Source organism: Streptomyces sp. SD31 (genome assembly GCF_052068475.1).
GTDB lineage: Bacteria > Actinomycetota > Actinomycetes > Streptomycetales > Streptomycetaceae > Streptomyces.
Map to the genome: position 1 here is coordinate 258,123 of NZ_JBQHCX010000010.1, position 24,182 is coordinate 282,304.

23 protein-coding genes and 2 pseudogenes are annotated in these 24,182 nt (G+C 71.5%); 20 read left to right on the plus strand and 5 right to left on the minus strand.

Translation table 11 applies throughout. From position 1 onward, the window contains the following. Positions 1-3: 3 nt before the first annotated feature. Both ACTMVF_RS23215 and ACTMVF_RS23220 read right to left on the minus strand, forming a co-directional pair. Positions 4-777 (minus strand): IclR family transcriptional regulator, encoded by a 774-nt coding sequence (locus tag ACTMVF_RS23215; RefSeq protein ID WP_441273016.1) that lies wholly within the window; start codon positions 775-777, stop codon positions 4-6. 147 nt (positions 778-924) lie between these two features. Next, positions 925-1,401 (minus strand): hypothetical protein, encoded by a 477-nt coding sequence (locus tag ACTMVF_RS23220; RefSeq protein WP_441273017.1) that lies wholly within the window; start codon positions 1,399-1,401, stop codon positions 925-927. 148 nt (positions 1,402-1,549) lie between these two features. Between ACTMVF_RS23220 and ACTMVF_RS23225 the strand changes: the two genes are divergently transcribed. The 5 genes from ACTMVF_RS23225 (at position 1,550) to ACTMVF_RS23245 (ending at position 5,328) form a co-directional block, all read left to right on the plus strand. Next, on the plus strand, positions 1,550-2,122 hold the full coding sequence (locus tag ACTMVF_RS23225) for a DUF2269 domain-containing protein (protein WP_441273018.1): 573 nt from the start codon (positions 1,550-1,552) through the stop codon (positions 2,120-2,122). 234 nt (positions 2,123-2,356) lie between these two features. After that, complete coding sequence (locus ACTMVF_RS23230) at positions 2,357-2,782, plus strand: WXG100 family type VII secretion target (RefSeq protein ID WP_441273019.1); 426 nt, start codon at positions 2,357-2,359, stop codon at positions 2,780-2,782. Positions 2,783-2,846: 64 nt separating this feature from the next. Beyond that, complete coding sequence (locus ACTMVF_RS23235) at positions 2,847-4,463, plus strand: WXG100 family type VII secretion target (protein WP_441273020.1); 1,617 nt, start codon at positions 2,847-2,849, stop codon at positions 4,461-4,463. 17 nt (positions 4,464-4,480) lie between these two features. Further along, complete coding sequence (locus tag ACTMVF_RS23240) at positions 4,481-4,921, plus strand: protease inhibitor I42 family protein (protein ID WP_441273021.1); 441 nt, start codon at positions 4,481-4,483, stop codon at positions 4,919-4,921. Between the two features lie 17 nt (positions 4,922-4,938). Further along, positions 4,939-5,328 (plus strand): hypothetical protein, encoded by a 390-nt coding sequence (locus ACTMVF_RS23245; protein ID WP_441273022.1) that lies wholly within the window; start codon positions 4,939-4,941, stop codon positions 5,326-5,328. Between the two features lie 45 nt (positions 5,329-5,373). On the opposite strand, the gene ACTMVF_RS23250 is transcribed toward ACTMVF_RS23245, so the two are convergent. Continuing rightward, on the minus strand, positions 5,374-6,561 hold the full coding sequence (locus tag ACTMVF_RS23250; RefSeq protein ID WP_441273098.1) for a helix-turn-helix domain-containing protein: 1,188 nt from the start codon (positions 6,559-6,561) through the stop codon (positions 5,374-5,376). A gap of 143 nt (positions 6,562-6,704) precedes the next feature. After that, positions 6,705-6,857 carry a hypothetical protein gene (locus tag ACTMVF_RS23255; protein ID WP_167364376.1) on the minus strand — a complete coding sequence of 51 codons (153 nt, stop codon included), beginning with the start codon at positions 6,855-6,857 and terminating at the stop codon, positions 6,705-6,707. A gap of 231 nt (positions 6,858-7,088) precedes the next feature. Here ACTMVF_RS23255 and ACTMVF_RS23260 point away from each other — a divergent pair, with 231 nt between their 5' ends. The 11 genes from ACTMVF_RS23260 to ACTMVF_RS23310 all read left to right on the plus strand — a co-directional run bounded on the left by ACTMVF_RS23260 (position 7,089) and on the right by ACTMVF_RS23310 (position 19,766). After that, a complete protein-coding gene (locus ACTMVF_RS23260) occupies positions 7,089-8,075 on the plus strand; it encodes a DUF3068 domain-containing protein (protein WP_441273023.1) in 987 nt (328 codons plus the stop codon). A 236-nt stretch (positions 8,076-8,311) separates the two neighbouring features. Beyond that, a complete protein-coding gene (locus ACTMVF_RS23265; protein ID WP_441273024.1) occupies positions 8,312-9,466 on the plus strand; it encodes a glycosyltransferase family 4 protein in 1,155 nt (384 codons plus the stop codon). 124 nt (positions 9,467-9,590) lie between these two features. Continuing rightward, entirely contained in the window at positions 9,591-10,316 is a 726-nt protein-coding gene (locus tag ACTMVF_RS23270) for a class I SAM-dependent methyltransferase (protein WP_441273025.1), read from the plus strand. After that, entirely contained in the window at positions 10,313-14,761 is a 4,449-nt protein-coding gene (locus tag ACTMVF_RS23275; protein WP_441273026.1) for an alpha-(1->3)-arabinofuranosyltransferase domain-containing protein, read from the plus strand. The genes ACTMVF_RS23270 and ACTMVF_RS23275 overlap by 4 nt, the downstream gene beginning before the upstream one ends. Continuing rightward, positions 14,758-16,143 carry a condensation protein gene (locus tag ACTMVF_RS23280; RefSeq protein ID WP_441273027.1) on the plus strand — a complete coding sequence of 462 codons (1,386 nt, stop codon included), beginning with the start codon at positions 14,758-14,760 and terminating at the stop codon, positions 16,141-16,143. The genes ACTMVF_RS23275 and ACTMVF_RS23280 overlap by 4 nt, the downstream gene beginning before the upstream one ends. Further along, complete coding sequence (locus ACTMVF_RS23285) at positions 16,140-16,883, plus strand: class I SAM-dependent methyltransferase (RefSeq protein ID WP_441273028.1); 744 nt, start codon at positions 16,140-16,142, stop codon at positions 16,881-16,883. Before ACTMVF_RS23280 ends, ACTMVF_RS23285 begins: the two co-directional genes overlap by 4 nt. A 26-nt stretch (positions 16,884-16,909) precedes the next feature. Then, a complete protein-coding gene (locus ACTMVF_RS23290; protein ID WP_441273099.1) occupies positions 16,910-17,830 on the plus strand; it encodes a hypothetical protein in 921 nt (306 codons plus the stop codon). Continuing rightward, positions 17,827-18,090 carry a Trm112 family protein gene (locus tag ACTMVF_RS23295; RefSeq protein WP_441273029.1) on the plus strand — a complete coding sequence of 88 codons (264 nt, stop codon included), beginning with the start codon at positions 17,827-17,829 and terminating at the stop codon, positions 18,088-18,090. The genes ACTMVF_RS23290 and ACTMVF_RS23295 overlap by 4 nt, the downstream gene beginning before the upstream one ends. Then, positions 18,087-18,890, plus strand: coding sequence for an FkbM family methyltransferase (locus ACTMVF_RS23300; protein WP_441273030.1), 804 nt, complete (start codon positions 18,087-18,089; stop codon positions 18,888-18,890). Before ACTMVF_RS23295 ends, ACTMVF_RS23300 begins: the two co-directional genes overlap by 4 nt. Beyond that, on the plus strand, positions 18,856-19,467 hold the full coding sequence (locus ACTMVF_RS23305) for a hypothetical protein (protein WP_441273031.1): 612 nt from the start codon (positions 18,856-18,858) through the stop codon (positions 19,465-19,467). The genes ACTMVF_RS23300 and ACTMVF_RS23305 overlap by 35 nt, the downstream gene beginning before the upstream one ends. A 38-nt stretch (positions 19,468-19,505) precedes the next feature. After that, positions 19,506-19,766, plus strand: coding sequence for a hypothetical protein (locus ACTMVF_RS23310; RefSeq protein ID WP_302000958.1), 261 nt, complete (start codon positions 19,506-19,508; stop codon positions 19,764-19,766). A gap of 48 nt (positions 19,767-19,814) precedes the next feature. Here the strand turns inward: ACTMVF_RS23310 and ACTMVF_RS23315 are convergent, their stop codons facing one another. Continuing rightward, positions 19,815-20,729, minus strand: coding sequence for an ATP-grasp domain-containing protein (locus ACTMVF_RS23315; protein WP_441273032.1), 915 nt, complete (start codon positions 20,727-20,729; stop codon positions 19,815-19,817). Positions 20,730-20,936: 207 nt separating this feature from the next. Here ACTMVF_RS23315 and ACTMVF_RS23320 point away from each other — a divergent pair, with 207 nt between their 5' ends. From ACTMVF_RS23320 to ACTMVF_RS23335, 4 genes and pseudogenes are all read left to right on the plus strand, one after another. Further along, positions 20,937-22,016, plus strand: a complete 1,080-nt coding sequence (locus ACTMVF_RS23320) for a MerR family transcriptional regulator (RefSeq protein WP_441273033.1) — start codon at positions 20,937-20,939, stop codon at positions 22,014-22,016. A 193-nt stretch (positions 22,017-22,209) separates the two neighbouring features. After that, positions 22,210-22,758: pseudogene (locus ACTMVF_RS23325) on the plus strand (transposase); the annotation flags it as partial. Positions 22,759-23,004: 246 nt separating this feature from the next. Beyond that, positions 23,005-23,856 (plus strand): MBL fold metallo-hydrolase, encoded by an 852-nt coding sequence (locus ACTMVF_RS23330; protein ID WP_441273034.1) that lies wholly within the window; start codon positions 23,005-23,007, stop codon positions 23,854-23,856. Positions 23,857-24,000: 144 nt separating this feature from the next. Then, a pseudogene (locus ACTMVF_RS23335) lies at positions 24,001-24,153 on the plus strand (IS5/IS1182 family transposase); the annotation flags it as partial. Positions 24,154-24,182 lie beyond the last annotated feature (29 nt).

The following is a 24,182-nucleotide window of genomic DNA, read 5'->3' on the forward strand; positions in this document are numbered from 1 at the left end:
CCGTCATGCCACGCTCCGGTGTCCGAGACGCTCCGACAGCTCGGCGGCCCCCTTGGCGGCGAGCTGCTCCAGTTCGGCGCGCCGGTCGTCGCTCCAGCGGATCATGGGGACGGAGATGGACAGGGCGGCGACGACCTGCCCGGTACGGTCCCGCACGGGAGCGGCCACGCACGACACGTCCGGGTTGGACTCCCGCCTCTCGACGGCGATCCCCCGCTCCCGAATCTCCGCAAGGGCCTCGCGCAGGGCGACCGGGTCGGTGATGCTGTTCGGTGTCATGCCGACGAGCTCGGCCCCGTCCGGGACCCGGGCGGTGAGCTCGGGCTCGGGAAGGGAGGCCAGCAGCATCTTGCCGACCGACGTGCAGTGCGCGGGCAGCCGGCGACCGGCGGCGGACACCATGCGCACGGCGTGCGTGGAGTCCACCTTGGCGATGTAGATGACGTCAGTGCCCTCAAGGATCGCCACGTGCACGGTCTCGTCACAGGTCTCGGCGACGGACCGGGCGACCTGCTGCCCCTCGGCCGCGAGGTCGAGCTGCTCGGCGTAGCGGCTGCCGAGCTGGTAAGGCCGTACGCCGAGGCGGTACCGTCCTGGCTGACCCGGAACCTGGACGATGTACGACCGGGCGGCGAGCGTGGTGACCAACTCGTGCACGGTGGTGCGCGGCAGCTGGAGCTTGCGCACGATGTCGGGGGCGGAGAGCGTGCCGTCCCCGTCGAGAAAGAGCTCGAGAATGTCGAGAGCTCGGGTCACGGCTGGTACGAGGCGTCCCACGTCCGGCCCCCTCCCTTGAGTGTCGGTGACTGTGTTCGAGATTTCAACAGTCGATCGGAATAACGAACACATTACTCAAAGTGCGTTTGCCCGGGCAATGGGCAGGCGGAACCGGCTCGAAAGCTCTCCGGGACCGGCCAGTCTCCGTCAGCGCTGCGGTCCCCCCACACGTGTGTACGTCATATCGAAGTCCGTCGTCCACTGTTCGCCGTCCGGTGACTGCTCCCAGCGGCCTTCGATCGTGTTGCCGTCGGGGCTGACGGTGGCGGTGAGGCGCTGGTGGAAGGCGGGGGCGCTGCGCCACTGGCGCCAGGTGCGGTCGATCATGCTGCCTCGGTAGACGCGGGCGACGCCGCGGCCGTCGGCGTAGAGGACGGTGAATTCCTCGGTGGTGTCGTCGTAGCCGGTCAGGGCGACGGTGGGGAAGGGGGCGTGCTGGGCCCACTCGCCGGGGAGGGACGCCTCGGGGGCGACATCCGCGCGCTGGACGAGGAACGCGCCGCCCTCCAGCCAGGCGAACTCCGTCCGGACGGGGCCGACGCTGTGGCCGGCGGCCCACATGTCCCACTCGCCGACGAACACGTCCAGCTGCCGCAGGGCGGGGTGAGGGGTCGGTTGCCGCATCGGGTCTCCTCTGTTGTGAAGCTCAGTGTCTCCGGGTATCCGGCTCGGACGGAGCAGCCGGAGCGTCGCCGGGTACGCCCACGCAAGTACAAGGGGTTACTCCCCCTGTCAGACGTCCTCGCCGCTCGCGCCCGGCACGGTGTTTTCCATGTCTTCCACGTCCTCCATGTCCTCCACGTCCCCCGTGAAACTGAGCCGGCCCGCCCGCCGGGCCTCCCTCGTCGTCCATGTCGTCGCCGCCGCGAGCTGGCTCGGGCTCACGCTCGGGCTGCTCGCGCTCGCGGTCACCGCGGCCACCACCGGGTCCGCGGTGACCGTGGAGGCGTCGGTGCGGGCCATGAAGCTGTTCGCGGACTGGCTCCTGCTGCCCGTCGCTTTCCTCACGCTGGTCAGTGGGCTGGTGCTGTCCCTGGGTACGCAGTGGGGGCTGGCCCGGCACCGGTGGGTGTACACCAAGTTCTGGCTGACCCTCGCCACGACCACCGCCACCGCCTTCGCCCTGCGCCCCGGCCTGAGCTCCACGGTCGACGCGGTCGCCGCGGGCGGCGCACTGCCCGACGCCGGGGACCTCATGATGGGGCCGATCGTGTCGCTGTCCGCGTACGTCTTCATGACGGTGATCTCGGTCCTGAAGCCGTGGGGGCTGACGCGACGCGGCCGAAGGCAGCGGTCGGCCGCGCACAGGCCGATGAGTGCCGAACGCGCACGTCAGACAGCCTGAAGCGACCGTGAACCGCCGGGGACGCCGCCGGCCCCACGCCCGGCCACAGTCCGTCGAGGCATGACCTGCTTTCAAGCCCGGTTTCCCGCACCGTGAGTCCCCTCTGTTCCCCACCCCAACCGCTGCGCTTGTGGTGCCATGTCGAGCAGATGGCGGCGGTGAAGGTCGTTGTGGTCATGCCACCGTCCCCTTGCTAGATTGCGCCCTCAAGATCAGAAAAAACGGGGGCCGGACATGACCGTGCAAGGGCACGCCGGGGGCTATCGCGTCCAGACGAGCGCGATGAACAGCGAGGCGCAGACACTCGACACGGCGGGTGACGACGTCGGTGCCATCGCCAGGGCGGTCAAGGACACCGCCTGCTACACCTCGGACGCACTCGGCGGCTCCGACGCGGGCCCCGCCTACAACAACTTCGCCGGTGACTGGCAGGCAGAGGCCAAGGTCCTGGAGAGCGCCCTGCACGAACTGGCCGACAAGGTGCGGGTGTCCAAGGCGAACTACCAGGGCGCCGAGCACGCCTCCATCCGGGGCATGAGCGCGGCCGGCGGGGAGGGCGTGACGACGATGCCCGCGCCCGCGGGGGATGTTCCCGCGCCGGGCCACCGCACCATGCCCGCGCCCGGCACGCCGCCGCGCGGCCTGTCCGACTTCGGCTGAGCGACCCTCGTACCGCGTACGAGTCCACACTCCTGCCCTCACCACGACAGAAGGCCGCACCGTCATGCCCGACGCAGGCGAATCCACCACCGACCGCCGCCAGAAGCTCGCCGAGTACCACGACTCCATTTCCTCGGCCGACAGCAAGAACGATCTCATCGGGGCCATCAACAACGCCCTGGGCGTCTCGGCGCCGGTCGGTGAACCCGGGATCATCGAGGGTCTCGCCAAGACCTACCGCAACCAGATCGACGAAGTCGCCGACGTGCAGCGACGGGTGCAGAAGGTCGCGGGCGAGGGCCTGCCCGACGCCTGGGTGGGCAGCACCGGGGCGCGGGCGTCCGAGGTGGTGATGGCGGCGGCGCGCTCCGCCGAGCAGATGGAGCAGGCGTTCATCGGCGCGGCCGGCGCCCTGTTCCGCCTGGCCGACGCGCTGACCAATGCCAAGGCCCAGGACGCGGGCGGCCGCGAGCAGTTGCGCGAGGCGCTCGGCATGCTCGGCGGTGAGGACGGCTTCTTCGACGACATGGTGGAGAAGGACGCCGAGGAGGCGGAGCGGCTGCGGGCCCGCAACATCGCGGCCGCGGGCGCCAAGGCGATGCACACCGCGGCAGAGGTGGCCGACGACGCGGCGCGGGCCGCGGCGCGCGACCTCAACAAGCTGGCGTCCGAGGCCCGGGCGGGCCAGATGAAGACCGACAACATCTCCGCCGCCGACCGCCTCGTGCTCGCCGACATCGCGGGCCCCGGCGGTCCGGCGGAGATGAACGAGCTGCTGACCGCGAACGACCTGGAGCGCTCGGGCCGCGCGATGGAGCGCCTCAATGCCCGCGAGGAGGCCGAGTTCGAGCGGATGCTCGCCGAGGCGAAGACCCCGCAGGAACGGGCGTACCTGGTGAAGGCGCTGGCCGCCGGGTACGACGTCAAGGAGGTCGGCGAGTTCCGCGACAAGATCCACGGCAAGGACCCGGACTGGCTGCAGCGGCACTTGACGCCGGTCACCACGGCCGGGGACAGCATGAAGGACGAGGGGATCAACACCAGCGGCCCCAACAAGGGTTCCAACCACAACACGGACCAGCAGACGTTCAACGGCGAGAGGTGGTCGCAGGAAGGCAACACCTGCGTGCCCTCGACCGTCGTCACCGGGCGCGCCATGGTCGATCCGGTGTACGCCCTCGAACTCACCGGTGGCCCGTCCGGGCAGGAGGACGACCCTGACGCCTTCCGTGAGCGGCTGCGCGACGAGCAGCTGCGGATGCACGACGAAGGCGACGGCAACGACGAGTACGACTTCCCCTTCGGCTCGACACCCGACGGCATGGACAACGACGGCAAGACCGAGATCTCCAACAAGGAGATCAGTCCGCACACGGGCGGCGAGTACGAGTTCCAGGAGATCCGGAGCGCGGACGACCGCCGGGACGCGCTGCCCGACATCGAGCGGGCCGTCGCCGAGGGCAGACCGGTGCCGATCGGCGTCGAGGGCAAGGACGAGAACGGCGACCGGGTCGGCCACTCCATGATGATCATCGGTCAGGAGGGCGACATGCTGCAGGTCTACAACCCCTGGGGGACGACCACGTGGGTCAGCGAGGACGACTTCGTCAACGGCAACATGGGCAAGGCCTCCGACAAGGACCTGCCCGACGCCTACGGCGTCCACCTGCCCGCCCAGTGAACGGAAGGCCGATCCCCGTGAAGTCCAGCCACCGCCTGTCCACCGCCCTGGCCCTGCCGCTGACGGCCGTGATGCTGTCCGGCTGCGGCCTCTTCGGCCCCGAGACGTTCGAGGCCGACGACCGGTCCATCGAAGTGGACGCGGGTGACACGTTCGAGCTGACGCTCCCGGCCAACCCCTCGATGGGCCAGGACTGGAGCATCGTGGAACCCGGTCCCGACCGTGCCACGGTGCGCCAGGAGGGCGGCCGGGAGGAGGACTTCGGGGGCGACAGCGGTGTCGACGGGGGTGGTGACGGTACGCAGACCTTCACCTTCGAGGCCATTGCCGCGGGCACCGCGAAGATCAAAATGAGCTACTGCGTCCTGGGCGTCTGCCCCGACGGCGACGACCGCACCGCGACGGGCAGCCCCGGCAACGACCCGGCGTACTTCATCTACACGGTCACCGTGCGATGACCGGAACGGAGGTACCGATGAACCCGAGCAAGACCGACGAAGAGTCGGCGCGGGCCGACGTCGTCATGCTCCTGCGCTACGGGGTCGGCGCCCAGGGCCCGCGTCGCAGCGCCCTGTTCGGCGACGGAGCCGTGGGCGCCGCGGTCACGCTCGACCGCCTCGGGGTGCAGCCCCGCTCGGTGGCGTTCCTCGGCAGGACCGTCCGCAGCGGTGGCACCGGCTACACCGCCCGGCTGCCGGAGCTGCTGCCCAAGCCGGCGGCCTCGGACCTGGTGCGCGGCTGGCTGGATGCGGCCGCGTCGGTGGCCCGGCCCGTGGAGGGCGACGAGGTCGTGGCCCGCTGGCTGGAGGCGGTCGCCGAACTCATCGGGCTGCGCCGCACCACCCGGGAGCGCGCCGCCCGCTGATCTCAGCCCCTTTGACTCGGCCACTGAGGCGCACAGCTGGGCCTCCTACCGACGCGTCTCCCCCAACACCCCCTTCAACCGCTGCGCCCGCAACACCAGCTCCAACTCGAACCGCCGGTCCGGGTCGTCCATCTCGTCGCCCCACAACTCCCGGATCTGACGGAGCCGGTACCGGACCGTCTGGGGGTGGACGCCCAGACGGGCCGCCACCTCCGGCGCCCCGCCCCTGGTCTCCAGCCACGCCAGTAACGTCTCCGCCAGCCGCCGGCCGTGCGTGGGCCCGCAGTGCTCCAGCGGGGCCAGACACCGCAGGGCCAGGTCGTCGATCAGTTCCTCCGGCTGCAGGAGGACCAGGGCTTCCGTGTGCTCGGTGCAGTAGAGGACCTCGCCGGCCGGCAGCAGCCGCCGTTCCATGAGGCGTACGGCGGCCTCGGCCCAGCGCAGCGACTTCGCCGCGTCGGCCGGCGGGACCGGGGGGCCGATCGCGCCCGCCCAGCCGGTCAGGGCCCGGTGCAGCAGTTCGGGGCGGCCGGCGGCGTCCGGTTCGGGGACGACCATGCGCGGCTGCTCGTACTCCATGTCGAGCAGGACGCCCTGCCCCACCGCGGGGGCCACGGCCTCCCGCGCCGGGCGCAGCAGCACGCCCACCGCGACCTTCTCCGGCAGCGGCCAGCCGATCCGGGCCGCCCGCTCGGACAGGGCGTCCGCCGGATCGCCACGGTGGTGTTCGGCCAACAGCAGCTCCATCAGGCGGCGTTGGAGGCGTAACCGCTCGCCGGCCTGGCGTGCCGCCGCCTCCGCGTAGCCGCGCACCGACTGGTCGACGAGGCCGTCCAGGTACTCGTAGCCCGCGTCCACCAGCTCGTACATCGCGGGCGGCGGAATGTCGACGCGCTGGCCGATCTCGGCGAAACGACGCCAGGCGAGGCGTACGCCCATCCGGTAGATCGCCTGGAGCGAGTCCAGGGAGCGGCCGTGCAGGCCCTCACCGCGGCCGAACTCCTGGAAGACGCCCGGCGGGACGGTCGGGCGGCCCTCCGAGGTCTCCAGGTGCTGGACGAAGACCTCGATCGCACGCCGGATGCCGACCATGGCCATCGGCTCGCCCGACTCGTCCAGGACGACCGGCAGATGCGGGTACTCACGGCGGATCTCGCGCAGGATCTCCTCGGCGAGGGCCGGGGCCTCGGCCAGAGCCAGCTCCGCGAAACGGCGCACCTGTAAGCGGGGCACGTCGCGCCAGGCCGAGCGCGTGGTGCCGGCCGGGGAGGCCGTGGCGGCCGTCCCAGGTGTGGAGGCCGTGGCGGGCGTAGCGGCCGTCGCATGCGTAGCGTCCGCAGAAGCCGTCGAGGTCGTGGAGCGGATGGCTGCCACGGTCAACTCCCCTGGCCCGCCTGCTCGTATGTGATCAAGGGTGTGTTCGGCTGGTCGGGCGTCGCTTCCAGCAGCGCGACCACGCCGAGCGCGGCACCCACCGCGAGTACGGCGGCGAGCGCGACGGTCAGCGTGGCGGCGAGCAGTCTGGACATCGCAGGGTCAGCCTCTCTGCATCCGGAGGTCGTCCCCACCCCGGTGGTGCCAGCCTGATCCGACCCCTGCCTGTCGGTTCAGTCTCGACAAGCCGGGTCAGCACGTCAAGACATTGACACTCCGTCAAGGGACGCCTACGGTTCCCGGCCCAAGAACGGCCAGGCAACGACCGTGCACCGACTGTGCACTGAGCGTGCATCGACCATGCGCCAATCCCCCAGGAGTGCCGGATGCGCCGTACAGCCTCACCCCTCTCGTTGATTTTGCTGGGCATCGGCACGTTTCTGCTGGTACTGGCGCCGATGCTGGCCTGGTACGTGGCCCCGCGTGCCGCCGTGAACCCCATCGACATCGACACCACCGCCGTTTACGAAGGCACCGGCAGTGTCTTCGACACCGACAAGATCGAGACCGTGCCGGACCAGAAAATCACCGTCACCCAGCGGGTGCGCGGCAATGTGGCCGAAAGTGAGCGCAGCGGCAATGCCGTATGGGACGTGATCACCACCGTCGACACCGACAAGTCGCTGCCGGCCGCCGATCCGCACGACGCGCTGGACTTCACCCCGCACCGCTGGGTGATGGACCGGAAGACGACGAAACCGGTGCACTGCTGCAAGGAGACGCCGTACATCGAGGGCGAGGCCTATCTGAAGTTCCCGTTCGACGTCGAGAAGCGCTCCTACCAGTGGTGGGACAACACCGGTGGCACGACGGTCACCATGCGCTACGACGGCACCGAGAAGATCCAGGGGTACACGGGTTACCGGTTCACCGCCACGGTCGCGCCCCGCAAGGTCGGCACGCGGCTCGTCCCCGGCAGCCTCGTCGACGAGCCGAAGCGCCCGCAGGTGCTGGCCGAGGAGTGGTACTCCAACCATGGGTTCGAACTGGTCGTGGACCAGCGCACCGGCCGGGTGATCTACGCCCAGACCGGCCCGCGCCGCACCCTGCGGGCGCCGGGCGGCGACAAGGACGCGGCGGTGCTGCTGGACAGCGAGAAGATCTCGTTCACCACGGCCACACAGAAGGAGGCCGTGCGGCAGGCGAAGCGGGACAGCGGTCAGCTGCGCATGGTGGGCGAGACGTTGCCGATCGGGGCCGCTGGGGCGGGATTCGTGCTTGCGGTGGTGGGTGGCGTTTTGGTGGTACGGGGGCGCAGGCGCCCGGAATCACCGGCTACGGTCGAGATGCCCCAGCCCTCGCTCACAATGTGACGTGACGTCAGCTCTAATAAAGCCCGAAATTGTCACGCCGGTGAGTAGCCGTGGCGAACGGCTGGGCGAAAACTGTCCAACCCCACCCGGACACAGCCTGTCCACACCCCACGCACAACGACCCTAAGTGACCGAGAAGCCCTGAATTCCCCCACGGGAACCCAAACCCTCCGGGTACCCGAACCCTCCCCCACCCCCACGCTGAGTTCCGCACCCTGAGACGAGTTGGAGCACCCATGCCCCAGCACGTGCCTTCCCCGCTGCGCGCCACCCTCCCCTGGGCGTCGCAGCAGCACCCCCCGGCGCTCCCCCCACATCCGCGCCGAATCGTTTTTCTCGCCCACCGTGACCTGGGCAACGAGGCCGCCGGCGGCTCCGAGCTGCTGGTGGACCGCCTCGCTGACGGGCTCACCCGGCTCGGCCACCAGGTCACCCTGCTGTGCGGGGGCCCGGCGGCGTACCGGGACTACCGGGTCGTGTCAGCCGGTGGTTCCTACGGCCACTACCTGCGCGCCAGATCTGCCTTCGCCCGTCAGGTCGGCGACTGCGATCTGCTGGTCGAGGTCTGCAACGGGATGCCGTACTTCGCCCCGCTCTGGCATCGCGGGCCGACCTTGTGCCTGGTCAACCATGTGCATACCGATCTGTGGAAGATGCGGTTCGGCGGGGCGCTGGCGCCTGCGGCTCGGCTCGGCCGAAGACTTGAGCACTGGGCGTTGACCGGTGCGCAGCATCGGAGCCTGATGGTCGCCGTGTCCCCGTCCACGGCGCAGGCGCTCCGCGGGATCGGCGTCGAGCGGGAGCGTATCCGTGTGGTGCACAACGGGGTCGAGGAGCCGGGCCCGCTGGGTGACCGCTCGCCGGAGCCGCTGTTCGTGGCCGTCGGACGGCTCGTCGAGTACAAGCGGATCGATCTGCTGCTGCGGCTGTGGGAGCGGGTGCGGCCCGTCACCGGCGGGCGGCTGGTCATCGTCGGAGACGGGCCTGAGCGGCCGTCTCTCGAGCAACTCGCCGGTCCTGGCGTCGAGTTCGTGGGCCATGTCTCGGAGGCGGAGAAGCATCGGCTGCTGTGCGCGGCGTGGCTGCTGCTTCATCCCTCCGCCGTGGAGGGGTGGGGGCTCGTCGTCACCGAGGCCGCGACGCGTGAGACGCCGACCATTGCCTTTGATGTGCCTGGACTGCGGGATTCCGTCGTGGACGGGGAGACCGGGGTGCTCGCGGGCGGGGAGTCGTCGTTCGCGGCTGCCTGGTGCACGCTTGCGCTGTCCGGGCATCGGCGGGAGTTGATGGGGAAGGCTGCGCGGGATCGGGCGGCGCGCTATCGCTGGGATCGGACGGTTACGCAGTTCCGTGCCGTGGCCGCGGAGGCGGTGCGGCGCCGTGACGCCTAAACGCCGTATTGGTGAGGCCGTCTCGCGAGTGGCGGTCCGTCGTGGCTGGTCGCGCCCACGCGGCGGTAGCCGCAAATCGACAACAGCCCCGCGCCCCTTTAGGGGCGCCCCACCACCCGGCGATATGAAGGATCCCTCTCTTCAGCGGTCCCTCGCTCTCTTTCGGGCCTTCCTGCATGAGCAGGACGACCCCGAAGCCTGCTACTCGCTCCTCGCCCGTGACGCCGCCGATCAAGTCGAGGCCTACGACGGCCCCGTCGCCGGGCGTACCGTCGTCGACGTCGGTGGGGGCGGGGGGTACTTCACCGAGGAGTTCCGGCGGCGAGGTGCGCAGGCCTACCTCTTCGAACCGGACATGCGCGAGCTCGGGGAGAAGCCTCCCGACGGGGCCGTTGTCGCCGACGGCTATCTCTTGCCCCTGCGGGACGGGGTCGCCGACGTCACCTTCTCCTCCAATGTGCTGGAGCATGTCGCCGATCCGCAGACGTTCCTCAGTGAGCTGGCGCGCGTGACCCGGCCCGGTGGACTGATCTATGTGTCGTTCACCAACTGGCTGTCCCCTTGGGGCGGCCATGAGTGGGCGCCCTGGCACTACCTCGGCGCCGAGCGGGCCCGCGCCCGTTACCAGCGCCGTACCGGGCGGCCCGCCAAGCACACCCTCGGCGAGAACCTCTTCGCCGTGCACATCGGCGCCACCCTGCGGCAGGTCCGCGCCCGGGACGACGTGGAGATCGTCTCGGCGCGCTCCCGCTACTGGCCGTTCCTCGCGGAGGGCGTCGTGAAGGTGCCCGGCCTGCGCGAGTTCGCCACCTGGAACCTCCTCCTCATCCTCAGGCGGTGTCCACCATGACGACGACCACGGTCCAGGCTCCTCCCCCGGCAGCCGTGCCCACCTCCGCGCCCGCCTCGGGGCCGCCGGAGGGGCCGCGCTCGCGGCGCTGGCTGCTGGGGTTCTGGGCCGTGGTGTTCGTGCTGTTGCTGGCGGTGCAGCCGGGGCGGCAGACGTTCGACACCAAGCTGGGTGTGACCGTCGATCCGGGCCGGTTCCTGTCCGACCTCGGGCAACTCTGGTCCGACCAGGGCAGCTTCGGCGGGATCCAGAATCAGTACTCGGGCTATCTGTGGCCGATGCTGCCGTTCTACTGGCTGGCCGACGCCGTACGGCTGCCGGTGTGGCTGGCGGAGCGGTTGTGGCTGTCGCTGATCGTGTCGGTGGCCTTCTGGGGTGCCCTGCGGCTGGCCGAGCGACTGGGGGTGGGCAGCGGGGCGTCGCGGCTCCTCGGCGCCGTCGTGTATGCGCTGTGGCCCGTCTTCACCATCGTGGTCGGGTCCACGTCCGCCGCCGCGCTGCCGGGTGCCTTTCTGCCGTGGGTGCTGCTTCCGCTGACCAATGAGCGGTATGCCGCGCGCGTCGCCGCCCTGCGGTCGGCGTTGATCATCCCCTTCATGGGGGGCGTCAACGCCGCCTCGACGCTGGCCTCGCTGCTGCCCGTCGGGCTGTATCTGCTCTCCCGCCCGCCCGGGCCACGGCAGCGGAAGCTGATCGCGTGGTGGGTGCCGGGTGTCGTACTGGCGACCGCCTGGTGGGTGATCCCGCTTCTGCTGCTCGGCACGTACGGCGAGAACTTCCTTCCGTATGTGGAGAGTTCGCAGACCACCACCGAGACCATGTCGGCGACGGAGGCGCTGCGCGGCGCCGGGAACTGGGTCGCCTATCTGCACTTCGGGGAGTCCTGGCTGCCGGCCGGCTGGACCGTGGCCGCCTCCGTCGTCGTGATCGTCTGCTCGGCGCTCGCGGCCGGGCTGGGGCTCGCCGGGCTGGCCCGGCGGGACATGCCGGAGCGGCGGTGGCTGGTGCTGACCGTGGTGACGGTCGCGCTGATCCTGCTCGCCGGGTACGGCGGTGCGTTCGGCGCACCCTTCCACGGGGTCGTGCAGGACTGGCTGGACGGCGGTCTTGTCCCCTTCCGGAACATCTACAAGTTCCAGCCGGGGCTGGCCCTGGCGCTGGTACTGGGGCTCGCCCATCTGGTGGGCGTGGCCGCCGAGGCGCGCGGGGCGCGGCCGGTGCGGTGGCGGCGGTTCGCGCCGCTGATCGCCGCCGTGCTGGTGCTGCCGGGGCTGATGTGGCCGTATCTCAACGGCTCGATCCTCAACCCCGGCTCCTTCAAGGAGATCCCCAAGTACTGGCAGGCCACGGCCGACTGGATGGAGAAGTACTCCCCCGACGCCCGCGCCCTCGTCGTCCCGGCCACCGCGCACGGCATCTACACCTGGGGCTCCACCATCGACCAGCCCCTGGACGTCGTCGCCAACTCGCGCTGGGCGCAACGGGATTACGTCCCCTTCGGCACCCCCGGCAACCGGCGCGCCATGGACGCCGTCGAGCAGGCGCTGACGAGCGGTGCCGAAGTGCCTGGGCTGGCCGACTACTTGAGCCGGGCGGGTGTCCATTACGTCGTCGTCCGCAACGACCTCGACCCCGACCAGATCGGTCAGGTGCCGACCACGACGGTGAAGCGGACCCTGGAGCAGTCCGGGTACGAGCGGGTGACCGGCCTCGGGCCGGTCATGACCGGCGGGACGATCGCCCCGGGCACCCCGCTCCAGGTGGAGGGGCTGTATCCACGGCAGCGGGCGGTGGAGATCTACAAGCCGGTGAGCGAGGACGTGCCGCGCCCCCATCAGGCGGGGCTGCAGCCGGTCGCGGACACGGCCGTGGTGTCCGGCGGTCCGGAGGCGCTGCTGCCGCTGGCGTCCGAACTACGGGGCCGGGCAACGGTGTTGACCGGCGACAACCATCCCGGGCTCGGCTCACCGCAGGTACAGGTGGTCGGCGACGGGCTGCGGCGCGCGGACACGCGGTTCGGGCTGATCAACGCCAACACGTCGTACACGTACACGCGCGATGAGCGCAATGCGCCGGACGCCGCCCAGGACGCGGGCGAGAAACCGCACCAGATCCTGCCGACGACAGGCCTCGACCACCAGACGGTGGCCGAGCTGCGCGGCGCACGGTCGGTGACCGCGTCCTCGTACGGCAGCTGGCTCTTCCATCTCCCGCAGTTCGACCCGGTCAACGCCTTCGACGGCAACCCGGACACGGCATGGACCGAGGGCTCGGAGGGGTCGCCGGACGGGGAGTGGCTGCGGATCGCCTTCGCGGGCGGGTCGTACGACATGCCGACGTCGTTCAAGGTGACGCCGCTGCCGCAGGAGGGTGTGCGGGAGGCGCCGACGCGGGTGCGGGTGGAGACGGAGAAGGGGGCGGTGAACTCCTTCCTCCGGCCGGACGGCTCGACGCAGCCGGTCAAGGCGCCTGCGGGCGCGACGAGTTGGATGAAGCTGACGATCACGGACTCGGTGTCACGGCGGGGCGGGCTGACCGGGGCCGGCTTCTCCGAGATCGCCCTGCCGGACGTGCAGGTGACCCGCCTGCTGCGGCTGCCCACCGACGCCGAGGACTCCTCGACCGCCGCCGAGATCGTCTCCCTGTCCCGTACGGCCGACCCCACCGGGCTGTCGCCGACGGGCACGGAGGCCGGCCTGCACCGCAGCTTCACCACGTCCACCACGGGCACGTACGAGATGCGGGCGAGCGCGGTGCCGGTGGCGGGCGAGGAGTTGGACCGGCTGCTGTACGAGGTGGCGCCGGACCAGCAGAACCGGATCGTCGCGACCGCCGACTCCACGGCGCGACTGGGGACGGGCCTGTCCCCCCGCAACCTCACCGACGGCGACCTGACCACGGCGTGGATCGCGGGCGACCGGCCCACGATCCATCTGCGCTGGCCCGGAAAGCAGGCGGTGGGAGAGATCGTGCTCGCGCCGGCGGGCGGCCTCACCACGCGTCCGACCGAGGTGCACATCAGCTCCCCGGACGGTGCGGTGATCGCCGGAGTCGATGAGAACGGCTGGGTCCGCTTCCCTCCCATCACCACCGACCGCCTGGACATCACGATCACGCAGACCGCGCCGCTGACCCTCTACAACCCGATGGTGGACGAGGACCTGCAGCTGCCGGCGGGCCTGACGGAGGCCTACATCCCGGCCCTCGACCAGTACCGCACCCCACAGCCGCGCGAATCCCGGCCGTTCTCGCTGCCGTGCGGGAAGGGGCCGGTGGTGTCGGTGGACGGGAAGCTGTACGAGACGAGCGCGCGGGGGACCGTACGGGATCTGATGGAGCGGCGGCAGATCGATGTGACGCTCTGTCAGCAAGGCCGGGGTGACGCCGAGTTGTCGCTGTCGGCCGGTGACCATCGGGTCGAGGCCGGGGACGGCGGGCCCCTCACGCTCACCGACGTGACACTGACCCGCGGCACGGTCGCCGAGGCCGCGACGGCAGGGCGGGAGCTGGAGATACGGGACTGGCTCGGCGACCGGCGCGCGGTGACGGTCGGCACGGGGGCGGCGAGCTACCTGACGATGTACGAGAACTTCAACGACGGCTGGCGCGCCACGCTGGACGGCAAGGAACTGTCGCCGGTACGGCTGGACGGCTGGCAGCAGGGCTGGCGGATCCCGGCGGGCGCCGGTGGCACGGTCGAGCTGTCGTACGAGCCGGCGGTGCTGTACGAGGGCGGGCTGATCGGCAGTGCGGTGGCGCTCGCGCTGCTGGCCGGGCTGGCGCTGTGGCGTCGGCGGGCGCCGAATCCCGACGAGCCGCAGGCCGCTGCGCCGCTGCCCGGGCTGTGGCTGGGCACGGTGGCCGTGACGGTGGTGGGCGTGTTCATCGCCGGATGGTTCGCACTGCTGGTGCCCGCGCTGGCCGTGGTGGCATGGCGGCGGCATGCGCTGCTGGTGCCGATCGCGGTGGCGGCGCTCGCCGGGGCGGGAGTCGCCGCCGCGATGGGGGCCGGGGAGCCGGTGGGGGCGGAAGAGGGCGCCTTCGGTCCGGTGGCTCAACTGCTGGCGCTGATCGGACTGTTCGCGGGTGTGGTGGGTGTGCGGGAGCGGGGGCGGGAAGGGGCGGCCGGGGTGCCGGCTGTCGCCGGAGGAGGTGTCCCGGCGGGCGCTGGAGGCGGTGTTCCGGCGGGCGTCCCGGAAGCGCCGACGCGGCCGTTGCCGCAGCGGGAGCGGGGGCGTAGTCCACTGGGGACCGAGCCCTACGGCCAGGGTCCGACGGAACCACCCCGGCCCGAGTCGGGGCCGACCGTCTCCGCACGCGGCCCCGGCGGGCCGGACCCTGATCCGCCGACGGCGCGCATCGGGTTCGGCAAGCCGAGGTTCCGACCGAGCCGCCCCGACGACACTCCGGAGCCCGACGACACCGGGAAGGGCGAAGCCACATGACCGCACTGCAGCAGCCCGCACGCGCCGAGGGGCCACTGCGTCCGCCGGTACGCGTCCCGTTCCCGGTCGTGGACGAGGTCGCCCGGCACTGCCTCCAGGAGGAGGAGCCGGAGACGGTGCACATCGAGGTGCACCTGCCGGGACGGCTGGACGCGGGGCGCCTGCGTGCGGCCTTCGCTCAGGCGCTGCGTCGGCATCCCCGCATCCTCATGCGGGAGGCGCCGGGGCCGTGGTATCGGCGCCGGTACGAGTGGGAGCTGACGGCGGAGCCGGACGTGGAGGTGGTGAGCTTCCCGGTGCCGGGGCGGGACGCGCTGCGGGACGCGCGCACGCGGGCACTGACGGAGGCACCGCCGCTGACCCTGTCGCCGCCGATACGGCTGGAGGTGGTGGAGGGGAGCGGGCCGGTCGAGGGGAGCGAGGCTACGGATGCCGTAGGTGTCCAGCCGCGCGGAGCCGACGGTCCGCCGCCACGCCCGGCCCAAGGGACCGTTCTCTTCCTCACCATCAACCACACCGCCCTCGACGGCCCCGCCTGCCTCCGCGTCCTCGCCACCGCCGCGGAGCTGTACGGCGGCCAGGACAACTCCCCCGCGGCCCCGCCCACCCGCACGATCGAACCCCAACCCCCCACCGAGGAACTCCCCTCCAACTGGTCCCACCCCGCGCGGGTAGCGCAAGGCACCCCCGAACCCTCCCCCGGCAACGGCATGCTCGTCACCGAACTCCCCCTCCCCCACCGCCCCAAGGGCTCCCCCTACACCGTCAACGACCAGCTCATGGTCACCACCGCCCTGACCATCGCCCACTGGAACAGAGAACACGGCGCCCACCCCCGCCCCCTGCGCATCACCATGCCCGTGGACGACCGCCCCCGCGACGCCACCATGCCCATCGGCAACGGCACCCGACTGGTCGAAGTCCCCTTCAGCCCCGACGAATTGCAGCAGGCTGACGACGACATGCCCGGCCTGCTGCGCCGCACGGCACTGCGCACCCGCGCCCTCAGATCCCTCCCCCGCCCCCAACTCGGCCACGGCGCCTCCCTCCTCACCGCCCCGTGGGCCCCCGTCGCCGTCCGCGCCGCCCTCACCCGCGGCCTGCGCAGGGCCGCCGCGCCCTGGACCTCGACCACCCTCCTGAGCAACATCGGCCGTATCCCGTACCCCCTGGACTTCGGCGAGGAGGCCGGCCGCGCGCACGCCGTGTGGTTCTCGGCGCCGGCCCGGATGCCCCGCGGCCTCACCGTCACCACCGCCTCCACCGCGGGCCGCCTCCACCTCGCCCTGCGCTGGTCGCGGGCCCTGCTCGGCCAGGGCGACGGCGCCCATCTCCGGGACCTCTTCGAGCACCACCTGCACACCACGGAGGTGACCCCATGACCACGGCCTCCCCCGTGAAGCCCCCGGAACTGCGCGACTTCTACGAGAACCCCGCCGTCCCCGTCGCCTCCGGCACCCCCCGCAGCCGCCGCCAGGCCCGCATGCTCGCCGAAGCCCTGGGACCGGCGACCACCGACGGCCGTACCCGCACGATCCTCGACATCGGCTGCGGCGACGGCACCGCCGCGGCCACCGCCGCCCCCTTCCTCCCCGGCCACCGCATCATCGGCATCGACTGGTCCCAGGACGCCCTGCGCCGGGCCCGCACCCGGATCCCGTACGCCGTCCGCGGTGAACTCACCGACGGCGGGCTGCCGTTCAGGTCCGCCTCCGCCGACGCCGTGCTGTTCAGCGAGGTCATCGAGCACCTCGTCGACCCGGACGCCGCGCTGGACGAGATCCGCCGCGTGCTGCGCCCCGGCGGCCACCTCATGCTCTCCACGCCGAACCTGGCCGCCTGGTACAACCGCGCCCTGCTGCTGGCCGGGGTGCAGCCGGTGTTCTCGGAGGTCAGCCTGCGGGCCATCCACGGCCGGCCGGGGCAGGAGGTCGTGGGGCATCTGCGGCTCTACACCGCCCGTGCGCTACGGGAGTTCGTGGCCGCGTCCGGCTTCGAGGTCGTACGCCTCGCGGGCGCGCCCTTCCACGGCGTACCGCGTCCGCTCCGGCCCTTCGACCGGCTGGCCTGCGCGAGACCGTCGCTGGCCTCGATCCTGCTGCTGCACGCGCGAAGGACGTAAGGGGGGGCTGGACCATGTGGTGGGGAGTGGCCGCGGCCCTGATGGCGAACACCCTGTACAGCCTCGGTTTCGTCCTGGAGAAACGGGCGCTCACCGCACTTCCGCAGGTGAGCATCCGGCAACCCGCCCGGCTGCTGCGGCTGGTGCTCGGCAGCCCGCTGTGGATCGGCGGCTCGCTCGCCCTCGCCGCCGGTTTCGGGGCGCAGCTCGTCGTCTACCGCACCCTGCCGATCGCCGCCGCGCAGGGCATCTTCGTCTCCGGGCTGGTCCTCCTCGTGCTGCTGTCGGCGCGGCTGCTGGGCGAGGAGACCAGCGGGCGGGAGCGGTACGCGATCGGCGCGATCCTCGCCGCGCTGCTGATGGTGGTGCTGTCGCTGCGGGAGGGCTCGGAGACCGTCAGCCAAGAGGCGCCGTATCCGCTGATCCTGCTGGTGTGCGTGCCCTCGCTGGCGGCGGGCGTGTGGCTGTACAACTCCGCCGAGCGCAGGGCCCGGCACCGGCACCGGCTGCCGACGACCGGCGTCGAGTACGGCGTGGCGGTGGGGCTGCTGTACGGGGTCAGTTCGCTGGCCATCAAGGGGGTGTCGAGCTACCTGACGGCGACCGGGATCGGCGGCGCGCTCCTTGACCTGCTGCGCTCCCCGTACCCGTATCTGCTCCTGTTCACCGGCGCCTTCGGGCTGGTCATGTCGCAGGCCGCGCTGCAACGCTGCCGGGCCTCGCTGATCGTGCCGGTGTGCACGACGGTGACGTGCCTGTACACGGCCGTGCTCGGCACGCTGTCGTTCGGCGAGGCACTGCCCGAGGACCCACTGCGGCTGGCGCTGCGGATCGCGGGTACGGCGCTCGCGCTCGCCGTACTGCTGTCGATGCCGAGGCACGACCCGCCGGCACCACCGCCGTCTCCCCAACCCCCCATCGGCGCAAAGGAGTTGACGCCACCATGAAACCCGACGACCCCCTGCTCCAGATCCTGGCGTGTCCCCTCGACAAGGGGCAGCTGCACCTCGTCGTACCGAGCGGCCCCGCCGATACGGAAGAAGCGCAGGAAGCGGAAGAGACGGAAGAAGCGGCCGAGGCGCTGTACAACCCCCGTCTGCGCCGCCGCTACCCGATCGTCGACGGCATCCCTCAGCTGCTGCCGGCCTCCGGGGAGCAGGTCTCCGACGACGAGCACGAGGAACTCCTCAAACGGATGGCCCCATGACCCTGGCCGCGCACCTCGCCCCTCTGTTGCCCACCCGCCTGGTCGCCGCCGTCGCCCGGGCCGTGTACCCGCGCTTCGAGCCGGAGCTGGCCCGGCTGGCGGAGCTGTGTCCCGCCGAGTGCGGCACGGCCGTGGACGTCGGCGGTTGGTACGGCCCGTGGACGCGGCGGCTGTCGCGGCGGGCCCGCCGGGTGGTGACCGTGGAACCGGTCCCTCATCTGGCGCGGCTCCTGGCGGCGACGGCTCCGCCCAACGTCCGGGTCGTGCAGGCCGCGGCGGCCGAGCGCCCCGGCGCGGCCCGGCTCTGGCTGCCGCCGCACGACGCCGGCGACCGGGGGGTGTCCTCCCTGGTCCGCCGGAACATCCACGCCACGGCACTGCCGGTCAGCTGTGTCACCCTCGACGAACTCGGCCTCAAGGACGTCGGGTTCATCAAGGTCGACGTGGACGGCAGCGAACTCGCGGTGCTGCGCGGCGCGACCGCTATCCTGGCGCGCGACCGGCCCGCCCTGTTCATCGAGCTGGAGTCCCGCATCCAGCCGATCGCCCCAGTGGTGACGTATCTGTCGCTGCTCGGCTACGACGGCTGGGTCCTGCCCGGCCGCGACTGGGTGCCCCTGAGCCGCTTCCCGCTGGAGACCCACCAGGCGGAGACCTCGTACGTCGTCACCCAGGGCCTGCTGCGCCGAGTGCTGCCCTTCCGCGGCCCGCGATACGTCAACTCGGTCCTCTTCCTCCCCGACGGCCGCCGCCCGATCGGCGACGATGGAGCGCATGCCCTCCGGAAAGCGCCCCGCTAGTCCCAGCCCTTTCACTCCCCTGGACTTCCAGTTGGTGCTGCTGCGCCGCATGGCCGACCACACCCCGGACCTGGTGGAGGACGCCCGCCGGGAACTGGGCGTCTCCCTCGCCGACATGCGCGCGGCGAACAAGCGCTGGCAGGCGATGGTCCGCTCGCCCCGTTCCCGCGCCGCCGCCTCCCGGTACCGCTCGGTGTTCGGCAAGCCCGAGTCGGTGATCTCCCGCAAGGTCGGCGACCTGGAGTGCGAGGCCTGGCTGTGGCCGGTCCCGCTCTGGCCCGACCTGCGCTTCGAGGTGCTGCTCGCCCCGAACGGCGCGGTGTGGAACGAGTGGCTGGTCCGCGCCCCCGACGCCGAGAGCCCGCCCCTGCGCACCCTCGCCGACCTCACCCCCTGGTCCTGCACGGTCGACGAGGCCGCCCGCGCCTTCGCCCCCGCCCGCCCCCTGGAGGGCACGGCCCCGACGCGCTGGGGGCTGGCGTTCACGGCGCCGGACGGGGAGGGGGTGCGGCGGGAGGTGGTGGCCGAGTTCACGTGGGGGCTGTTGCAGCGGGTGGCGGTGGCCGTCGGTGGCTGAACCACGTGGCGCGACGGGCGTGTGCAATCGTTCGGCACATGAGTAGCGACTACGACCGCATCCGTACCGGCATCGAGTTGATGACCGCCTACGTGTCCGGGAACGACCTTCTGTCGGCGTACGTGGCGGAGCGGCGCCGCGAGGACCCGATGGCGGCCGAGGCACTGATGGACGGCAGCGCGGCCCTGTGCGCCCTGCTGCTGCGCAAGATCGCCCGGGAGACCGGGAAGACGGAGCACGAGATCCTGCAGGAGCTGGCCCGCGGCACCCACCGGCACGAGCAGCAGTCCGGCGACTGACGGGAGAGACCACTGACCGGAGAGACTTCCGGCGACTGACCGGAGAAGCTACCGCTGCTCCGCCGCCGCCAGGATCGCCTCCACCACCCGCGGCACGGACCCGGGGTGCAGCGACAGGAACAGGTTCGGTTCGACGAGCTCCAGTTCCATGACCCGCGGCTGCCCGTCCTCCCCGTCGACGAGGTCCACGCGCGCGTACAGCAGCTCGGGGGCCTCCGGTACGGCGGCCAGGGCGCGTTCGGCGACGGCGAGTTCGGCCGGGGTGGGGGTCCAGGGTTCGAGGCCGGGGTGGGCGACCTTGCGCTCGTCGTAGGGCGTCCCGGGGGTGAGGACGGCGCCCTTGCGGCTGGCGTGCAGCAGGCGGCCGCCGTAGAACTGCAGGGCCCGCTCCCCGCTGACGTCGATGTTCTTGAGGTAGGGCTGCACCATCGCGGTGAACCCCTCCGCGTGCATGCGCGACAGCTGGCGTACGGCGGTGTCGTGGTCGTCGGGCGTGTAGCGGGCGGCGAATCGCGCGCCGGCGCCGGAGGTGGGCTTGACGACGTACTCGTGATCGACGGGGAGCCCGTCGATGCGGTCGATGCCGTTGCCGCCGTTGATGCCGTTGATGCCGTCACCGGGCGCGATGTACCGGGTGGGCACGACCGGCACCCCCGCCTCGGCGAGGTGGCCGAGATACCGCTTGTCGGCGTTCCACCGCACCACCTCGGCCGGGTTCGCGAGCCGGGTGACCTTGCCGCACCGCTCCGCCCAGGCCAGGAACTCCGCCGCCCGCCAGCTGTAGTCCCAGGTGGAACGGATCACGGCGAGGTCGTACCCACCCCAGTCGGCCCGCTCGTCGTCCCACACCACGGACTCCGCCTCGGCCCCGGCCTCCCGCAGCGCCCGCACCAGCACGGGGAGGTCGCGGTCGACGGCGACCTCGGGGCCGGGACGGCAGGTGACGAGGGCTATGCGGGGCACGGTGGGCTCCTTCGGACGAATCGGTCGGGCGGACCGGTCGGGGCGGGCGGATCGGTCAAGCGGATCGGTCAAGCGGATCGGTCAGGCGGATCGGTCAGGCGGATCGCAGGCTAACAACCAGCGCCGGAACCGAAACAGCCCGCTTGACCTTCACCTTCGGTGAAGCCACAGCATCGGTGGCGGAACCGGACAGGTACGGGGGTGCGCATGCGGCCGGAAATGCTCACGATCGGCGTCTTCGCGAAGGCGTGCCGACTGTCGCCGAAGGCACTGCGTCTCTACGACGAGCTGAACCTGCTGCGCCCGGCGCGCGTCGACCCCGACACGGGTTACCGCTACTACGCGCCCGCCCAGCTGGAGCAGGCACGTCTGGTCGCGTGGCTGCGCCGCTTGGGCATGCCGCTGGCGCGGATCCGTGAGGTGTGTGCGCTCGCGCCCGAGGAGGCGGCCGCGGAGATCCGCGCGTACTGGGCGCGGGTGGAGGCGGACACGGCGGTACGGCGGGACCTGGCCGAGTTCCTGATCGACCAGCTGACCACAGCGTCGAGGAACGACAGGAAGGACACCAACATGCTGGAACTTCACTACTCCGCCCACTCGGACCGAGGCCGGGTCCGCCCCGCCAACCAGGACACCGCCTACGCGGGCACCCGGCTGCTCGCGGTGGCCGACGGCTGCGGCCCCGAGGGCGCGGCGGCGAGCAGCGCGGCCGTGGAGGCGCTGCGCTTCCTGGACACGGCCGAGCTTCCGGCGGGCAACGTCCTCAACCTGCTGGAGGAGGCGGTGCAGGGCGCCAAGGAGGCGATCCGGGACGCGGCGGACGGTACCGGCGAGGACACCGGCACGACACTGACGGCGCTGCTGTGGACGGGCTCGCGGCTGGCCCTGGTGCACATCGGGGACTCGCGCGCGTACCTGCTGCGCGACGGCGCGCTCTTCCGCATCACCGACGACCACACGGTGGTCCAGTCACTGATCGACGAGGGCCGCCTGTCCCCGGAGGAGGCCAAGACCCACCCCCAGCGCGCCCTGCTCCTCAAAGCCCTCTCCCCCACCACCCCCGCGACCCCGGACCTCCGCCTCCAGGACGCCGCCCCCGGCGACCGCTACCTCCTCTGCTCCGACGGCCTCTCCGGCGTCGTCCCCGACCCCCACATCCGCCACCTCCTCACCTCCGCCCCGGCCCCCGACACCGCCGTACACACCCTGATCGCCGCGGCGAACGACGCCGGCGGCCCGGACAACGTCAGCTGCGTGGTGGCGGACGTGGTGGAACGGGGGGCCTGAGGAACGACGGAGGCCGGGGGCCGTGACGCCTGCGCCTTGCCGGAGACTTCTAGGTGCCAGCGGCTGCCCGGCCCGCGAGAAGCAGTGCAGGGGGCCACCCTGCGTAAGGAAGCAGCCCTCATCGACATCCACGCCCTTTACCGGTCGTAGGGCTACGAGGACTTCGCCCAGGGGCCGCAGCAGGGCGGCCACCTACGACGCCGACGGCACCGAGCGACCCGGCGCCTGGGTCGCGGAGATCACCGACATCCCCGACCTGAACACCTGGCCCAAGGGCATGAGGATGATCGTCCGCAAGGAACGCCCGCACCCCGGCGCCCAGTTGCGCTTCACCGACCTCGACGGGCTGCGGCTGACCTGCTTCGCCACCAACACCAAGGGCGGCCAGCTCGCCGATCTCGAACTGCGTCACCGCAGGCGGGCCCGCTGCGAGGACCGCATCCGAGGCGCCCGCGACACCGGCCTGCGCAACCTGCCCCTGCACGACACCGCACAGAACCGCATCTGGCTGGAGATCGTCTCACTCGCACTCGACCTCCTCGCCTGGATGCCAATGCTCGCCCTGACCGGCAAGACCCGCCGCTGGGAACCCAAGAAGCTCCGCCTGCGGCTGTTCTTCGCCGCCGCCCAGCTCGTCACCACCGGCCGCCGCCGCTGGCTCCGCTTCACGACCCGGTGGCCCTGGACCGACGAGATCACCCGGGCAGTCGACCGGCTCAACGCCTTGCCGAGCCCCGGCTGACCAGCCACACCGACCGCCCCAACGATCCGCACCACCACACCGGGAAAGTGGAATCCGGCGCCCACCCGACGCGACAACCGGGCCGTCAACCTGCCCCAGCCCCGAAAAGACCGCACCTCGCAAACGCAGAGTCCCCGTCGGCACAGCAACGAGGACTCATGAACGTTCTGCGTTTGACGATGGCCCGCCACGGGGCTGCACTGGATTCATGGATGCTGCGGCGACTCCGTCCTAGGGAGAGCAGCGATGACAACCATGGAAACGTTCAACCTTCTGCAGCCGTACAAGATCGCCGAGGAGACGTTCGTCATCCCGTGGGCCCTTGAGGCCCCGCCGCTCGGTCACTTCCCGATGAACTCGATGGTGATCCGGGGAGCCGAACCGGTCCTCGTGGATACCGGGGCGCCTGCAGTGCGCTCCCAGTGGCTGGAGGCAGCCTGGTCCGTCGTAGATCCCCTGGACGTACGGTGGATCTTCCTCACCCACGACGACCGCGACCACGCCGGCAACCTCCTGGCGGTCCTCGCCGAATGCCCGAACGCGACCCTGCTGACGACATGGTTCTCCATCGGCCGCATGGCCGAGGAGTGGGAGACCCCCATCAACCGGTGCCGCTTCATGACCGACGGCGACACGATCGAGGCGGGCGACCGCACCCTGGTCGCCAAACGACCGCCCCTGTACGACAATCCCACAACCCGCGCCCTCTTCGACTCGAAGACCAACGTCCTGTGGGCCGTCGACACCTTCGCCACGAACGTACCCACCCCGATGCCGGACATAGCGGCGTTGTCCGCGGACGAGTTCCGCGACGGCCAATTCTTCGGCGGACGGCTGGTCTCTCCCTGGGTCGCGTTGCTGGACACCCAGAAGTTCCGGACGGTCGTGGACGACTTCCAACGCCTGAACGCCGAGGTCATCGCCGGCTGCCATTCCCCGGTCCTCCGCGGCCCCAAGATCTCCGAGGCCTACGACCTCCTCCGCCAGCTCCCCGAGATCCCCCCGTGGGCAGAGTTCACCCAGGCCGACCTGGACCAGTGGATGGCGGTCGCCGAGAGCTCGGTACCACCGGAACAACCGCGACCGTCAGGGACGTGACTGTGCCCGTGGCCCTAGGCCGTTTCCTTACGCCGCGGCAGGTGAAAGGCGGAGGCTAAGGCTTGTCCCGTAACTGATCTTCGAATGGGGTTGGGCGAGGTCGGTCGTTGTCCTGCTTGCCCGTCTATCCGGCGAGGGTGAGGCAGCCGCCGGGTCGTGGTGGTCGGCCAGCCAGTGCCCGGCAACCGCAATGACTGCAAGGCATGGGAGGAATCCGGCGCCAAGGCCGCCGTCGGCAACACCGTGACGATCGCCGACGGCGGCTACCCGGGCACCAACCTCGTAACGCCCCATCGGACGTGGCCTTGTGGCGACCTACGGCACAC

Excerpts from the sequence above, each read along its gene's own strand:
- ACTMVF_RS23220 (WP_441273017.1), bottom strand. The coding sequence starts at position 1,401 with ATGCGGCAACCGACCCCTCACCCCGCCCTGCGGCAGCTGGACGTGTTC.
- ACTMVF_RS23225 (WP_441273018.1), top strand. The coding sequence starts at position 1,550 with ATGTCTTCCACGTCCTCCATGTCCTCCACGTCCCCCGTGAAACTGAGC.
- ACTMVF_RS23230 (WP_441273019.1), top strand. The coding sequence starts at position 2,357 with ATGACCGTGCAAGGGCACGCCGGGGGCTATCGCGTCCAGACGAGCGCG.
- ACTMVF_RS23235 (WP_441273020.1), top strand. The coding sequence starts at position 2,847 with ATGCCCGACGCAGGCGAATCCACCACCGACCGCCGCCAGAAGCTCGCC.
- ACTMVF_RS23245 (WP_441273022.1), top strand. The coding sequence starts at position 4,939 with ATGAACCCGAGCAAGACCGACGAAGAGTCGGCGCGGGCCGACGTCGTC.
- ACTMVF_RS23255 (WP_167364376.1), bottom strand. The coding sequence starts at position 6,857 with ATGTCCAGACTGCTCGCCGCCACGCTGACCGTCGCGCTCGCCGCCGTA.
- ACTMVF_RS23260 (WP_441273023.1), top strand. The coding sequence starts at position 7,089 with ATGCGCCGTACAGCCTCACCCCTCTCGTTGATTTTGCTGGGCATCGGC.
- ACTMVF_RS23265 (WP_441273024.1), top strand. The coding sequence starts at position 8,312 with ATGCCCCAGCACGTGCCTTCCCCGCTGCGCGCCACCCTCCCCTGGGCG.
- ACTMVF_RS23270 (WP_441273025.1), top strand. The coding sequence starts at position 9,591 with ATGAAGGATCCCTCTCTTCAGCGGTCCCTCGCTCTCTTTCGGGCCTTC.
- ACTMVF_RS23275 (WP_441273026.1), top strand. The coding sequence starts at position 10,313 with ATGACGACGACCACGGTCCAGGCTCCTCCCCCGGCAGCCGTGCCCACC.
- ACTMVF_RS23280 (WP_441273027.1), top strand. The coding sequence starts at position 14,758 with ATGACCGCACTGCAGCAGCCCGCACGCGCCGAGGGGCCACTGCGTCCG.
- ACTMVF_RS23285 (WP_441273028.1), top strand. The coding sequence starts at position 16,140 with ATGACCACGGCCTCCCCCGTGAAGCCCCCGGAACTGCGCGACTTCTAC.
- ACTMVF_RS23295 (WP_441273029.1), top strand. The coding sequence starts at position 17,827 with ATGAAACCCGACGACCCCCTGCTCCAGATCCTGGCGTGTCCCCTCGAC.
- ACTMVF_RS23300 (WP_441273030.1), top strand. The coding sequence starts at position 18,087 with ATGACCCTGGCCGCGCACCTCGCCCCTCTGTTGCCCACCCGCCTGGTC.
- ACTMVF_RS23305 (WP_441273031.1), top strand. The coding sequence starts at position 18,856 with ATGGAGCGCATGCCCTCCGGAAAGCGCCCCGCTAGTCCCAGCCCTTTC.
- ACTMVF_RS23310 (WP_302000958.1), top strand. The coding sequence starts at position 19,506 with ATGAGTAGCGACTACGACCGCATCCGTACCGGCATCGAGTTGATGACC.
- ACTMVF_RS23320 (WP_441273033.1), top strand. The coding sequence starts at position 20,937 with ATGCGGCCGGAAATGCTCACGATCGGCGTCTTCGCGAAGGCGTGCCGA.
- ACTMVF_RS23330 (WP_441273034.1), top strand. The coding sequence starts at position 23,005 with ATGACAACCATGGAAACGTTCAACCTTCTGCAGCCGTACAAGATCGCC.